At 56.1% G+C, this 14,138-nt stretch carries 11 protein-coding genes and 3 pseudogenes; 1 reads left to right on the top strand and 13 read right to left on the bottom strand.

All coding sequences use genetic code 11. The features are described 5' to 3' along the window. Position 1 precedes the first annotated feature (1 nt). From lolB to ACYCCG_RS08165, 10 genes and pseudogenes are all read right to left on the bottom strand, one after another. Positions 2 to 619, bottom strand: coding sequence for a lipoprotein insertase outer membrane protein LolB (gene lolB / locus ACYCCG_RS08210; protein WP_339443658.1), 618 nt, complete (start codon positions 617 to 619; stop codon positions 2 to 4). 4 nt (positions 620 to 623) lie between these two features. Then, positions 624 to 2,345 carry a tetratricopeptide repeat protein gene (locus tag ACYCCG_RS08205; protein WP_176684960.1) on the bottom strand — a complete coding sequence of 574 codons (1,722 nt, stop codon included), beginning with the start codon at positions 2,343 to 2,345 and terminating at the stop codon, positions 624 to 626. A 256-nt stretch (positions 2,346 to 2,601) separates the two neighbouring features. Further along, positions 2,602 to 2,733: pseudogene (locus tag ACYCCG_RS08200) on the bottom strand (IS5/IS1182 family transposase); the annotation flags it as partial. An 81-nt stretch (positions 2,734 to 2,814) separates the two neighbouring features. Next, the gene (locus ACYCCG_RS08195) at positions 2,815 to 3,276 is read right to left on the bottom strand and encodes a glycosyltransferase family protein (protein WP_339536132.1); all 462 of its coding nucleotides are present in this window, start codon (positions 3,274 to 3,276) and stop codon (positions 2,815 to 2,817) included. Further along, positions 3,277 to 3,540 carry an NTP transferase domain-containing protein gene (locus ACYCCG_RS08190; RefSeq protein WP_339536130.1) on the bottom strand — a complete coding sequence of 88 codons (264 nt, stop codon included), beginning with the start codon at positions 3,538 to 3,540 and terminating at the stop codon, positions 3,277 to 3,279. It abuts the gene before it with no gap. Next, the gene (locus tag ACYCCG_RS08185; RefSeq protein ID WP_339536128.1) at positions 3,537 to 4,139 is read right to left on the bottom strand and encodes a type 1 glutamine amidotransferase; all 603 of its coding nucleotides are present in this window, start codon (positions 4,137 to 4,139) and stop codon (positions 3,537 to 3,539) included. The genes ACYCCG_RS08190 and ACYCCG_RS08185 overlap by 4 nt, the downstream gene beginning before the upstream one ends. Then, a complete protein-coding gene (locus ACYCCG_RS08180) occupies positions 4,136 to 6,496 on the bottom strand; it encodes a PEP/pyruvate-binding domain-containing protein (RefSeq protein WP_339443664.1) in 2,361 nt (786 codons plus the stop codon). Before ACYCCG_RS08180 ends, ACYCCG_RS08185 begins: the two co-directional genes overlap by 4 nt. 59 nt (positions 6,497 to 6,555) lie before the next feature. Then, positions 6,556 to 7,866: an ATP-grasp domain-containing protein gene (locus tag ACYCCG_RS08175; RefSeq protein ID WP_209968035.1), complete on the bottom strand. Its 1,311-nt coding sequence runs from the start codon at positions 7,864 to 7,866 to the stop codon at positions 6,556 to 6,558. A 12-nt stretch (positions 7,867 to 7,878) separates the two neighbouring features. Then, positions 7,879 to 8,496, bottom strand: coding sequence for a CDP-alcohol phosphatidyltransferase family protein (locus ACYCCG_RS08170; RefSeq protein ID WP_339443666.1), 618 nt, complete (start codon positions 8,494 to 8,496; stop codon positions 7,879 to 7,881). 23 nt (positions 8,497 to 8,519) lie between these two features. Then, positions 8,520 to 9,713, bottom strand: a complete 1,194-nt coding sequence (locus ACYCCG_RS08165) for an MFS transporter (protein WP_459670003.1) — start codon at positions 9,711 to 9,713, stop codon at positions 8,520 to 8,522. Positions 9,714 to 10,236: 523 nt separating this feature from the next. On the opposite strand from ACYCCG_RS08165, the pseudogene ACYCCG_RS08160 reads away from it, so the two are divergent. Next, positions 10,237 to 10,962: pseudogene (locus tag ACYCCG_RS08160) on the top strand (IS5 family transposase); the annotation flags it as partial. 881 nt (positions 10,963 to 11,843) lie between these two features. On the opposite strand, the gene ACYCCG_RS08155 reads toward ACYCCG_RS08160, so the two are convergent. The 3 genes and pseudogenes from ACYCCG_RS08155 to ACYCCG_RS08145 all read right to left on the bottom strand — a co-directional run bounded on the left by ACYCCG_RS08155 (position 11,844) and on the right by ACYCCG_RS08145 (position 13,676). Beyond that, entirely contained in the window at positions 11,844 to 12,203 is a 360-nt protein-coding gene (locus tag ACYCCG_RS08155; RefSeq protein WP_103463252.1) for a hypothetical protein, read from the bottom strand. Continuing rightward, positions 12,200 to 13,178 (bottom strand): annotated as a pseudogene (locus ACYCCG_RS08150) (hypothetical protein). The gene ACYCCG_RS08155 and the pseudogene ACYCCG_RS08150 overlap by 4 nt, the downstream one beginning before the upstream one ends. Positions 13,179 to 13,187: 9 nt before the next feature. Beyond that, positions 13,188 to 13,676 (bottom strand): Hcp family type VI secretion system effector, encoded by a 489-nt coding sequence (locus tag ACYCCG_RS08145; RefSeq protein WP_339443668.1) that lies wholly within the window; start codon positions 13,674 to 13,676, stop codon positions 13,188 to 13,190. Positions 13,677 to 14,138: the final 462 nt, after the last annotated feature.

The raw sequence follows: 14,138 nt of genomic DNA, 5'->3' as shown, positions 1-14,138 counted from the left end.
ATCAGTGCCCCAGCTGGCGTGGCTGCCAGTCCTTTACCACCAGGGTCACGTCCAGGTCCTTGCCGTGCAGCTTCAGGCGCTCGGGCAACCAGTAGCCGTTCTGTTCGGTATAGCTCAGGTACTTCACCTGCCAGCCATCCTGGTCCAGGCTGGCCAGACGGCTGTCGCCGTCCAGGGTCAGCTTGCTCTTGCTGTCGGGGGCGGGCAGGCCGCGGACCCACCAGACCAGGTGCGAAACCGGCAGTTGCCAGCCTAGTTGCTCTTCCAGCAATGCTTCAGGGCTGGCGGCTTCGTAGCGGCCCTGATTGGCCACTTCCAGTACGACGCCACCCGGGCGGCCGGTCAGGCGTGCGGCGCCCCGCCCCAGCGGGCCGGCCAGGCGAATGTCGTAGTAGTCCTGACGTTGCAGCCAGAACAGCGTACCGCTGCCGGAATCGCGCGGGGCGCGGATGCCGACCTTGCCGTTGATCTGCCAGCCATCGAGGCTGCTCAACTGCTCTTTGTGGGCGCGCCACTGCTGCGGGTCGCCGTGGCCTTGCAGGGCCTCGCGGCTACCGAAGCCGGCACAGCCGGCCAGCAGGGCGATCAAGGTAAAGGTGATGCAATGGCGCAGGAACATGGCGTTAAAGAGTCTCGGATCCGGTCAGGCGCAAGAGGGTCTTGCGCAGGATAGGGCTATCGGCCTGGGCTTCGAAGCCTTTGGCCCATACATGGCGAGCTTCGCGGCGCTTGCCGTTGGCCCACAGCACTTCGCCCAGGTGGGCGGCCACTTCGTGGTCGGGGAAGTTGGCAAAGGCCTGGCGCAGGTAGGTTTCAGCTACCTCGAGGTTGCCCAGGCGATAGTTGACCCAACCCAGGCTGTCGAGCACTGCCGGGTCATCGGGGGTCAGTTGGTGGGCCTTGTCGATCAGCGCTTTGGCTTCGGCATAGCGGGTGGTGCGGTCGGCCAGGGTGTAGCCCAAGGCGTTCAGGGCCATGGCGTTTTCTGGCTCGCGGGCGATGATGGCGCGCAGGTCTTTTTCCATTTGCGTCAGATCGTTGCGCTTCTCGGCCAGCATGGCGCGGGTGTAAAGCAGGTTAAGGTCGTCCGGGTAGCGTTTGATGGCTTGCTGCAGCACCTGGTTGGCCTGGGCGTCCTTGTTGTTGTTGCTGTAGCTTTCCGATTCGATCAGGAATAGCTGGATGGCGTAGTCTGGCTGGGCTTCGCGCGCTTCGGCGAGCAGGCGCGAGGCATCGCTGCCGCGGCCGTTGGCGATCAGGATGTCGGCCTGGCGCAGCTGTGCCGGCAGGTAGTCCGGGCCTGGGCCGACCAGGGCGTATTCACGCAGAGCGCCAACCGGGTCGTGGCGCTCCTCGTGGATGCGGCCCAGGTTCAGGTGCGCGGCGTCAACGTAGCTGTCGCGCTCGACCAGCTCCTGCAAGTAGCCTTCGGCTTCATCCCAGTCTTTGTTCTCCAGGCACACCAGCGCCAGCGAGTAGCGCAATTCGTCATCATCGGGGTATTGCTGGACCAGGCTGATGAACTCGCCTTTGGCATCGGCGATACGGTCCTGTTCGACCAGGGTGCGAGCGTAGGTCAGGCGCAGGCGTTTGTCGTCCGGGTTGTCGCGAATTGCACCGCGCAGCAGTGGCAGTGCCTCCGGACCACGGTCCAAGGCCTGCAGCAGACGGGCGCGCAGCAGGATCGGGGCGACTTCGCCGTTTTGTGGCGGGTGCGACTCGAGCAGTTCCAAGGCTTCTTCGGTCTTGCCGTCCTGGTTCAGCAGCAGGGCCTTGCCGAATATCAGCTGGCTGTTGTCGGGGTATTTCACCAGCAGGCGTTCGAAACTTTGTAGCAGGCCGTCGCGGGTGCCCGAGTCAGTTTCCGCTGCGGACAGGGCGAGGAAGTCGAAGTGGGTGTCGCCCTGGCCCTGCAGTACCTTTTCCATGTAGGTCATGGACTCGTCATAGCGACCGGCGCGGGCCAGCTGAATGGCGGCGGCGCGCTGGGCGTCGAGGTTCTGCGGATCGTTGCGCGCCCAGACCAGCGCATTCTCCAGTGACGGCTCGTCGGCGCCGAGGTACTCGGCAATGCGGTAGGCGCGCTCGGAAACCCCGGGGTCCTGGGTTTTTGCCGCCTGATCGGTGTAGTTGGCCAGGGCAATGTCGAAACGGTTGCGCTGGCCGGCCAGCTCTGCCACCAACAGGCTATAGAGTGTGTCCTGCTTGAACGAGCCATACACGACGGGCTTTTCCGCCTCGCCCTTGCCAGCTTCGGCGACGGGAGGCTCGGCCTTTTGCGGGGCCAGGCTCTGGCAGCCCTGGAGCAGGGCGAAGGCAAGCAGCAATGCGTATGGTTTGTTCATAGAAAAGGCTTATAGGAGGACTCACCGGCGGTCGGAGCATGATGACACAAGCGCGGGGGCAAACCCACCTGCGAAGGTCGTGGTTTACAGGCTGGGTGGTGCTAAGTAGGACAGCGGGGTGGGGGAGAGGTTCGAGGGGGCTTCTGACGCAATGACCCAGCCCCTGCCTGTATATTTTACGTCCCTGGAAGCAGGAAATGGGAGAACACAAGCGCCATGAGAAGCGTAATGTGCGGAGTTAGGGGCTGTTCCCGTTTCACATGGGTAGCCAAAGAAAGGCGCAGGCCATGGCCACTGCCCTTTCATAATTCCGCTTGAGCTTGTCGAAGCGCGATGCGGCCGCCCGCTAGTGTTTCAACCGGGCGAAGGCGTTTTCAACCAGGTGCAGCCTGAAAAACCTTGAGCCATTTACCCGCCGCGATCCTCGAATCTACTGTCAGGGTTAGTCGCACCGACAATTTTGTCGAGATCACCGGTCAGGATAGATCCGCTCGTATAGTGCCACGTCGCTGGGGCAGTCAATTTCTCCCCAGGGAGCGTGCGTCGCCACGCCGGCGACTGGAAAACCTTCGCTGACTAGTGTCCCTAAAAGCGATGTCATGTCAGTTTGGTCGCATGCCTGAGGCGTGAGCCCTTGCAATTGCTTTTTCAACGCCTGCCAACCCGCTGGCGTGACTTTGAACAAGCCCATGTACTGGCCCTGAATGACTTCAAGACTGGTAGCGGTCTGTCCAATAGCGCTCACCCATCCATCGACTAAGCGGAAGTTCTCCAGATCTGGTAGTGGATCGTTGAAGCGTTGCTGCCAGAGACGCACTGCAGCGGGATCGTAGCCCAGGACAATATCGGCTGGATGGTTAATTAGCTCGGATACTAGGGTGCTGTCGTAGAAGATGTCACCGTAGCTAACAAGGCAAGGCTCTGCGCTCAATCAATCGCTGGCGCAATTTAGAGAGCTGAAAATACCGGAGCTGTGCCAGCGGTGGTTGTGAAACAAAGTGTCGGCGAATGGTGTAAGCATTTCGCTTCGATAGCCTGCAACAATGCCAACCTCGCTGACATCGCATCGACGGAGCGTTTCAATCGCGCGCTGTAGCAGTGGCACACCGTTAAAGGGTACCAAGGCCTTGGGGCGTTCATCGGTCAGGGCTTGTAAGCGGCTCCCGCGACCAGCAGCAAGAATGATGGCTTTCATGAAAAAACTCCAAAGGCATGTCGCACGCGTTGAATATCCAATGGATCGGCAGGTAGTTTTCGCTCGGGGTGCCACATGATCCCGGTATGCCGACGGTGGTCGTCATACACAGCCTCGATCACGCCGTCGTCGGCCAGGGCTAGTACGCGGTAGCCGTCGGGCGCCTCGCGAAAGCCGTATTCATGATAGGAATTCACTCGCCGCCGTTGTTCTTGCATGTTGATCATGTGCTCACCTACATGGCCGGCCAAGCGTTCCAAAGTGCCGCCAGCTCGCGTCAACATTACCTGCATGCCGCGGCATACACCGAGCACCGGAAGCCGTAGATTTTCCGCAAGATCAAGCAAGACCCTCTCAGTGACGTCGCGTGTGTCGGCTGTCCCACTGAGGGCCTGGCAACTCCCTCCACCAGTAAGCAGGAGGCCCTGAGGGCGCAATGATTGGACTAACGCCATGCTGACTCTCGGATCGTTTGGAAGGTACAGCGGGGTCAGCCCACATTGGCCTAAGAATTCAACCCAGCGCTGGTCGAGCGCGTCCCGCCATTCCTGGCGTTCGGCGTTGAACTGCCTGAGCATGGTCAGCCCAACCAAAATCATGCCAGCACCTGTATACGCCGCTCGGCGCAGTCGAGCAGCAGGCTTGTCGCCGCCAATAGGGTTTTGAATCGAGTATCGCCCACGCCGATAGCTGCGGGAATGGCGAACTCTCGCGCTCGGATCGACATATGCGAGTTCTCGCCTCCGTAGGCGGTGATGAAACCAGCAATGCGGTGGGTAAAAATCCAATCAAAACCCGGGTCAGCGTTTTCGATTAAGACAATGCAACCCTCTATGTCCGGTGCCAATTGCCCTGGAAGCACATGGGCCACCCGCGCATGAGTGGCACTTCGAGTGATGAAGTTGGGATTGCACCAGTGCACTCGATGGCCGAATAGATCTTGCGGCTGACAGATGATGCTTGGCGTACGGACTAACTGCGTTTCATACCAGCGGCTGCGGTTGTGGGCAATCGCTTGGTGCAAACGTTTGTGATCGATGTCGGCGTAACCGCTGGTAAAGTCGGTGATTTGCGCAAAGCTGAGTTGGTCGCGGTCAAGACCATGTACCTCACCCCAATCGCATAGTGAGCGCAACACATCCGAAACAAACGCTGCATAGAGGTATTTGAGCTTCTCGCGCGATGCAATAGCGGCCTGAGCAAATTGGAGGAACTGCTCGGCGGAAACGTTAAGACCGCACTGGTCGAAAGCTTGCTGCATGGCGTTGACCTGGGCCCGAGATACAGTTAGCCCGTTCGTAGGTTTTGGGGGGCGTTGTAATGGGCGCTGCCAGTCAAAATAACTCTCCGGAGTCTCGTCGTAGCGCGCCACACGTATATCGTAGGTACCCGGCCGGACATGACCGTGGAGCTTTAGGAAATCGTCCTTATGCAAAGTCTGGAAATCGTTGGCCATCTCGCGACCGATACTATTGACCCCTCCGGTCACATGATCGATGAAACCGGCAGATACTACCCCCGCTGTTTCCAGCGATTTAATTATTGCGGTACCTACGAACGCTGCACGGGCAGCGCCAGCGAATACTTCAGCGACCACGTTGGCCGCCGATAGAGCATTCCTCATACGTTGCAAGGACTCGCCCCGAGGTTGCCTCGCCATTAAACTCTGCACCTTGTCAGTAATACTCGGTAGACGTGTCAGGTCGGAGAAGAACGGGCCGCTGGGGGAAATAATGTGCTCGGTCAGCTGGCGTAGCTCGTTCAAGTAGCATTCGTGCTGCTTGGTACTAAGAGTCTGGAGCGCCGGCAGCGCGGCAGCGGCATCGGGGCTAGTAAGCTCTGGCGTGAAGCAAGTAGGAATGATCGCGAACTCGATCTTGTCATGCAGATGTGGATGCATGGCCAAGTACTCGCCGCACTGTTCGACTACGCGCTCGGCAACATCTTGAGGTACCGCGGCAGGGATGAATGACTCGATGCTGTGGGCAATGCAGATGTAAGGAGAGCCACCCACCTGGTACATCAGCGGTTTGCGCCGCAGATCCCGGTAGCCGTATCGGAATCTGGCAGAGGCCCAATTAAGGTCAGTGATCAGCTCCTTATATAGCGAGTAGGCTAGCGCCCGCGGCTTGGTACCGATCATTTCCGCCGGGTTCCAGTCCGGCATAAGGCCAAGGAAGGCGGTCGACGTAGGACGCAGATGGTGTTGCTTGCAGATCAGCTCTTCGAGCTGGGAAACCTCGTGCTCCAAAACTTTGCGTAGTTGGGCGTCGGCCAGTGCGCTGGCATTACGGGGCCCATCTGCGGTCATGGGACGCACTTGGAATAGCAGAGGGCCATCGACAGTGATCGCGAACTCTATGTCCAGGGCATCGCGCCCGGTTAGAACTTGTACCTCTTCGAGCAACGCAAACAGCCCTGGTAATTCCGCAGGCTCGCTTGCCGCCTCGCTGCCAAGGGAGACGAAAGCGTGCACAGTCTCGTTGCCGGTAGTGACACCGTCAGTGCTAGCACCTGGTACATAGTCAACTACGTAATATGGAAAACCCGTCTCTGGATCACGGGTCATCGCTACTCCGCTGGCCAATACTCCTCTCGCCATCTGCTGCACCAGCACCTCATCGCGCTCGCGAGCTAGGCCGTAGGAGGCGATCACCGTCTTGATGGCTTCGCCGAGTGCCTGGCCGCCACACACATCTAGAACTGACGCGTACATTCCTGCACCGGAATGGCCGTCGCGGTCTTCGGCTAGGCAGCTGGATCGTACAATCAGCGGCTCATCGCCAAAGAACGCCTGACAGTGCGCGATCACTGCCTGCCAGTCCTCCCGCCACTGTGCCACGGTGAATCGATGAAGGGGCAACACTTTCCCGGTGCTCAGAAGTGGTGCCAGTTGCTGCAGGGTATCGGCCTTGCCGGAAAAAGCGAACACGGGAGAAGGATTTACTGAGTGCATATGTCTTCCCTAATCAGTCGAATCAGTCCGTTGCAGGGGGCTGTCAGTTCATGTCAGGTTTAAGCCAGCTCGGCGCCGGTATAAGTCGCGAGTTCAAGGCCGTAAAGTGAGGACAGCTCGCGCAAGAAGCGATTGCCCTTTTTCGCCGCAGAGTGGGGGCAGTCGTCCTCAACGATGACGTGGCCAATTGTGCCGATGTTGCCGCTGTAGACGTTTACCGCCTGGCCAGGCGCAACGTGGGCGGTGCAAAACCGGATGGCGTACTTGTCCAGTAATGGCTGTAGGGTGTCGGGGTCGTAGTCGTGGGCGATATGACCGCCATTGCGGGAGGCGACAGTTACGACGCTGCCTGCGCGCTGAAGCACTGAGTCGTCAATTAGAATGGGCTCGCCCAGGTGCAGACGGACTAGCAGTTCGAACGGGTCGATGCCGGTCAGCATCCGGTACATCTGCGGCGCTACGCTACCCATCATGCGTGCGTTGATCTCCACTAGACAGGGCCCTTTGGCATCGCGCAACAGTTCAACATGATAAAGGCCAACATCCAGCCCCAGAGCGCTGAACACTGCCTGCACATATGCTTTGATCTCGTCGCGCTGTGCTGCGTCAAGGCCTGACGGCATGGTCGCGGTCATTTCTAATATTTCGCTATAGTCGGCGCGGAAACGGATGGTGGTCGCAAAGCAGGAGACCTTGGTGTCCTGGACGATGACTTCCGCTGAATGCAATGTACCGTCGATGTATTGCTCGACCAGATAGTCGCGGCTTACCAAGTGGTCGATCATAGGATCAGCACCCTTGCGACTCTGGCGCAGCTCGGCGAGAAAGGCGTCAAAGTCGGTCTGGCTATGGCAAATGGCGGAAAACTGCTTGGCGAATCCTCGGGTCGGCTTGACAACGAATGGCAGCGACAAACTCGGAACGACCCCATTGATCAGTTGCTCCTCGCTTAGTACTTCAAAATCAGGAGAGCGTAGTCCGTGTGCCCGCAGCGTTTCGCGCAGTCGACTCTTGTATACCGCCCCGCACAGAGCTTCGTACCTCGGGTAGAGGGTGCCGATGCGCTGGGCCTCACGCGCCACCGGTACTATGGCTGCTTCAGAGGTAGAGATCAGGGCGTCAATAGGGCGCTCTGCGTGCAGGTTGGCCAACAACTGGCTGAATTCACCGCCTTCCAGATTATCGATACGCAAATAAGCATCCACATATCGCAGGTAAGGCTCGAGACGGGAGGTGTCGTCCTTGATCGAGATCGTCAGGAACGAGGCGTCGCGCTGATGAATGAAGGTGACGTGGCAGCCAAGCCGTTTGGCTGCCTCAAAAGCCAGCAGGCCGCTTACGGTGCTGTCGACGAAAACCACGTGTTTCATTGGAGCCTCGGATTACCAGGGATGAAAGTAAATAGTGCTGAGCCCGAACAGCATTGCGAAGCAAGCGACCGTCGAAGGTGCGCCATACTTGGGAATTCTCAAGCTGGTGACCTGGAGGATGCCGACCAGGGCCATTAGGCCGATGATCACTCCGGCACCGTAATGCCCGGCCGATAACCCCATCAGCGCCAGCGCAAAGACAAATCCTGAATATGTGGTGGGTAGCCCCTGATATCCCCCGCCAGCCGATGTGCCGGGCATGCCAAACAGCGATAGCCGCAAAATGGCCGTGAAAACCAGAGTTACTGCGGCCAGCGTGGCCGAAAGAGACTGGTCGAGGATTAGGATGACAAGGGCTGGCGTGATGCTGAAATTGAGCAAGTCGGCAAAACTGTCTAGATGCTTGCCGAAGGCCCGTTGCGCGCTGTTCGCAGCCAGGTAGCGTCGGGCTATGTGGCCGTCAAGGAAATCGAGCATCGCGGCCAGGCAAATCACCGTCGCCGCCAGAACAAACCGTCTTTGCAACGCAAAATAAACAGTACCGAAGGCCAGGCCGATATTGAATATTGTTAATATGTTCGCCAAATCCAAAAGACGGACGAACGGAAACACACGCGCCAATGTGGGCATATTGTTCTCCTTGAAGAAATTATTTAGACAGGTTGTTTTCCCTTGATCGCAACTGCCGTTCGCAGGGCGTTGGATGCGACGAAATAGAAAGCAAAGAAGATAATGCTCGTGCTGAACAGGCCAACATACTTAACCAGTATTGAACCGGCGAAGATGGTGATTATCATGCCTAAGTAGACCCCCGCATACTGGACAGATGCCATCAACGGCATGGCGCTGGTAGGTGTGCTCCTGACAAGATCGGCTTGCAACTTGAAAAATGCCAGTTCGAAAAAGAATATGTAGAGAAAATACGCGATGTAACTGGACTGAATATCATGGCCGAACGCTGCGAGCATCATGAACAGGCCGCTGACTACAGCCATCGGCATAGGTAGCGGTTGCACATTACACTTGCCCAAACGATAGAACAGTACTGCGCCAACCAAAGCTGCCCCACTATTAACGGCCTGCAACAAACCGACATACACCTCTCCCAAGCCCAGCACATGGGCCGGTAACAGCACCCTGGACACATTGAAGAAGCCCTGAAAAAGACTGACGAAGACGATGAACTGATAGAGGCTGAGGCGTAACGCGGGATACTCCTGCAAAAGCGAACCAAGGGCAGTCAATAGTCTTGGTGCGACCTGCACGATGATCGGAGGCTTTGTTGGCGCAGGTAGTAGATAGGCCGCCAAAGCCGCGATGGAAAAAAGACTGACAGTAATGAGCAGGGCTAACCCAGGCGTCATGTTGGCTTTGAACAGTAGCAGACTGATGCCTGCCAGGCCGCCGGCAATGAATTGTGCGGTGAGTGTCAGAGGCACTGAGCTGGCGATTTGCGCACCCGGGAAATAACACTTGATGGCAACAATACGCCCTACCCGTTGTAGCGCATCCAGGGTGCCAATGACTACCGCGCCTAACACGGCGACTTCCACATGATGTGGCAGGATCTTGTAGGTGGCCGCCGCGCAGCCCAGCGACAGCAAGTTGGCACTCCACAGCAAGGTGCGTGGTGCTAGATAGTCAGCCAGTCGGTAGATTGGAACGACAAGAATTACCGGCAGAACCATTGGTGCAAACAGCACCACTTGGGAAAGTATTAGGCTAGCAGTATGAGCATAAATATAGTAGGAAAAATAAATATAGCTCAGCGTAGAGGCCGAAATAGCGCACAAGTTAACGCCCCAAAGAAGCACTGAGTGCCTACGAGATGCTGCAAATTCTTCCATTGCTTGCGCCTATTATATAGCTTCCTGCCATGCATGAAGCATACCCTGCATTGGAAATCGTTTTTAAGGTAAGCTTAACAAAACTGAAATAAAAAAATTCTTCTTGTTGGTGTGTCACCAAGTAAGTGTGCATCATGCCAGTTCATCATTACCGCTACTAAACCTCATCAATAAAACTTCTAATCATCGGCAAAATTAATAGCTGGAAACCGACTGACTGATAGCTCGATGCTATCCAGCTCGTATCGCTGTCTCAGTGAGGAATATCGATGTAGCGGTGTCAAGACTAGGTCCGGAAGGAGGGTAGGGCAACAGTTGGGCATGTATTTGGGAAATGGACTACAAGACTGTGGATAAAACTTTTGGAAATATGTCAAAAGTCTTCTCGACCCGGTCGGCGTAGTTGGCTAGGGCGATGTCGAGCCGATGGCTCTGGCTTTTGCTCTTACTGTCGCTTCTAAGGAATCTCCGAATAAGCCCCCGGTTATGCGAAAATCGCCGCACCACCTGATCCGAGCCGCCCATGCGCCAGTTCGCACGCCTGACACTGAGCGCGCCAATCCCCGAAGACACCACGATCACGAACTTCCGGCACTTACTGGAAAAGCATCAGTTGGCACCTGCGACCCTTGCGGTCATCAACGGTTATTTACAGGAAAAAGTCCTGTCGCTGCGTCAAGGTACCATCGTCGACGCCACCATTATTCATGCCCCCAGTTCAACGAAGAATGAAGAAGGCAAGCGCGATCCCGAGATGCGCCAGACCAAGAAAGGCGGCCAGTTTTTCTTCGGGATGAAGTCTCACATCGGTGCCGATGTTGAGTCCGGTCTTGCTCACCACGTCCATGGCACCGCTGCCAATGTGGCCGATATCACGCAGGTCGCCGAACTGCTCCATGGAGAAGAAAACGCGGTATATGCAGACGCTGGGTACACCGGTGTCGAGAAGCGTGAAGAGCATGAGCACCGTAACGTAGTCTGGCAAATTGCGGCGCGGGGCAGCACGTATTCCAGGCTGGGCAAACGCAGCGTGCTCTACAAGACCAAGCGCAAAATCGAGTACTGCAAAGCTCAGACACGTGCCAAGGTCGAGCATCCGTTTCGGGTGATCAAGCGCCAGTTCGGTTACGTGAAAGTGTGTTTTCGTGGGCTGATGAAAAACACGGCTCAGTTGACCACACTGTTCGCCCTGTCGAACTTGTGGAAGGCTCGAAATCAGCTGATGGGTATGGGTGAACTGCGCGCTTAAAAGGGAAATCTGGGCGAAAAGCCTCTGAAAACATGACGCATCGAGCGCTTTTTCGATAGATATCTCTGCGTGATGGGGGAAATATCAATTTACCGCCCCCGCACGGCAAGTTGATCGGAGCATCCCTAGGCATTCGTTATCCTCACGCTACCAACTGCGGCTTGGGTCCAGGGTATGCAACCAAATGCGAAATAGAATAAGTGCTCCGATAAGTGTTGGGTGCATAGCCCCTAAGACGATCAGGGTGCGCTTCATGCGTATAGGGAAATTCGTGATCTCATCAAGGTCAACTAAACCTTTTCGTGTATATATATTTGGTGCTGTTAGTAGTATTGATATTGAGAGTGTGCGCATTACCTTGCCAATAAGGCCTGCTTGTGAAAAGGGTTTTTGTTTCCGCTCACGAATGCGCTATTCGGTAGTAATGATTCAATCTTGCCAAGATGATAGGTCGATATGTAGAACGATGCGCAAAGCTTGATGGTCATGGCGGCTAAAATTATAAATGCAACAATGCCCACAGCAGTACTCATTGGCTGCCTACCTTTTCATACAGTACTTCGCCGAGCGCTTCCCCTACAGCACCGCCAAGCATGCTTCCTCCCGTGGCTCCCGCAGCCCCACCAATAACAGCGCAGAGGAGTGCGCCTGTATCGGCTGTTGGCACGCCAAGAGCGAGACAAATACTAGTGGCAATAGTACCACCGTAGCTTGCTGCTATCCCTCCCCTGGCGACACGGCCTGTCAAGGAAGATCCATGGACGTATTTAGCTCTTCTACACTAATTATCGCGGCCAGCGGTACAGGCTTTTGTAGGAAATATCCCCTCGTTACGTTACCACGTCAGGTTTCGATTCGGGGCAAGTCGTATCGGCATGAAGTCATAGATAATGCGACAGCATCAGTGCAATGAACAAGGTGATGTGAATAACCCATAGGGTTAACAAAATGCGCTTTTCGCGGAGGGGGAAATTTTTTATTTCCTCAATATCAGCGTAACCCCTGTAAATGAAGATTTTGGGTAGGGCCAACAGTGTTGCAATCTGACCGGTTCTTATTGTTTTGCCCAAGAGTCCGGCGTGCTGGTAATTTTTGATGTTGTCAGATACGAGGCGAGAGGTGGGCAGGAAAGATTCAAAATGCTCGGTGTATTTGTGTGAAATAATAATTTGCGCGCTAGCGGCAATTAGCATTGCTGTAATCAGGATCAGCGCGATCAGTCCTGGCTCTATGTTAGTCATTTTGAGAGCTCGTGATACAAAAAGTCACCTAATACCTCGCCTTTTTCTCCTGCGAAATCACCGGCTAACTTCGCCCCGGCAGCGCCACCGATGACCGCGCAGGTGAGTGCCCCTAGTCCGGCAGTCCCTACTCCTAGTGCCGCACATACTGCGGGTGCAACAATACTCCCTCCTAGGTAACCGCCTACAGCGCTACCAGCCAGACCTCCAGCTAATGATGCAGAGTTTACATATGCAGCTCGCTGGCATTCGCTTTCTCTGCCCAGAATACAAGCCTGGCGAATCTCTAGCCCCGTCGCTGCTACGTCAAGCGCTATGCCAATATAGGTTCCTTTTTTGATCAGGTTGGCAGCCTTGCCCACCCCGGCAACCTTATCCGCATACCCCCGCAATTTCACCCGTGTGCAAATAGCTTTTCGTAGAAATGGCCAGTGTCCTCTTGATCGATCCCTTGTTGCGCAATCCAGCGCCGAACCCCGCCAGCTGGCCCAACTGTTCGTCAAGTTTCGAGAACAGTGCCGCACGCTTGGCATAAAACTGGTCGCGGGCATTGAGCGTCCCTGAGCCCAGATGCTCCCTGTGCAATTTCTCGATTTCCAGCAATGTGCCCTCAATTGCTTTCAGATGCTTGCTCCAGCCATCGCTAACCACGCCTGCACCCATTGACGCGTGGGCGAGCAAGCTCTTCAACAGTTCGAAGTTCTCCAGAAAAAACTCATCGGCACCTTGCCCGCTGCGCATCAGCCCCATATGGGTCACGGCAGCTTTCGACATCAGATACGCCTCCTGACTGGTGCAGGAAGGCGTGGACCAGTCACCGACGATCACCAGTTCGCCGCCTCTGACCACGCTGTTGAAAATGTGCGAATTGAGGATGTCAAACTTGCTGGCCGAGTGCCGGGTCAGCGCGAGACCGGCCTTGAGCGTGTGGTAGTTTTGCATCCTGGGGTTGATGAACGCACGGGCTTCAGACATGGCGACCCCTCATGCGTACTTCTTGTTACCGATCCGGTCCCACCCGCCAGCAATGTTGCCGCCGCCGGAGCCGTCGGTGCGTTTTTGCTGGGTATAGGTGGTCTTGATTCGGCCGTAGTCGAGCTGAACCACCTCGATCGGCACGCCATCGGCGGCGCTCTGGGTGTAGTCGGCGATGATCACTTCTTCGAGAATGATTTCGTAATACTTGAGCTTGTCGCCGCCCGCGCGGCACAGCGCGAGTTTCACTTCCTGGAAATGCTGGCCTGCACAACTGGCCTCCATCAGTTTGCAACTGGCGCTGTCGAGAAACTTAGTGAAGGTGAAGTTGCTGGCTGCGGTGCGGCCAGAGCTGGCGCCGCCGGCGGAGCTTGCGGTGGCGGAGGTGCTTTGGCTTACACCGAAGTCATAACCGGTCACTTCAATCCACTTGCTGTACTTTTCGTCCAAGGCTTCGCCTGGGATATCGCTGATTTGCAAATACGCGTCAAAAGCCATGTTTACCGCTCCTTGGCAAGAATGTGGGTACGGAATATTGATGTGACGACGGGACTTACCCCGTCAGTGATTGGCAAGGCTAGGCGCGGAAAGGGGGGAGGGCAACAGCTGGGCATATATTTGGGAAATGGACTACAAGCTTGTGGAAAAGTCCTCTGGAAATATTTAGGAGTTTTTTCGCTTTGGTCGGCTTAGTTGGCCTGGGCGATATTGAAACTGGCCGGCCAATTTCGCGACCAGCAGGCTATCGAGCGTGTCTTTCTTGAATGAACCATGCATTACGGTTTTTCCAACTTGCTCTTGCTCTTGCTCTTGCTCTTGCTCTTGCTCTTGCTCTTGCTTTTGCTTCTAAGCGCGCGATAGATCAGGCGACGCAGATTGCGACTTCAGGAGGCCGAGCGCAGGGCTTGCGGAGGGAGGTGACGGGCATGGATGCCCGTCAAGCGCTGGGCCCCAGGATGG

It is taken from the genome of Pseudomonas sp. VEM90, from assembly GCF_054611535.1.
Note: the sequence above shows the minus strand (reverse complement) of the source record. Positions and strands in the feature narration are given on the sequence as shown.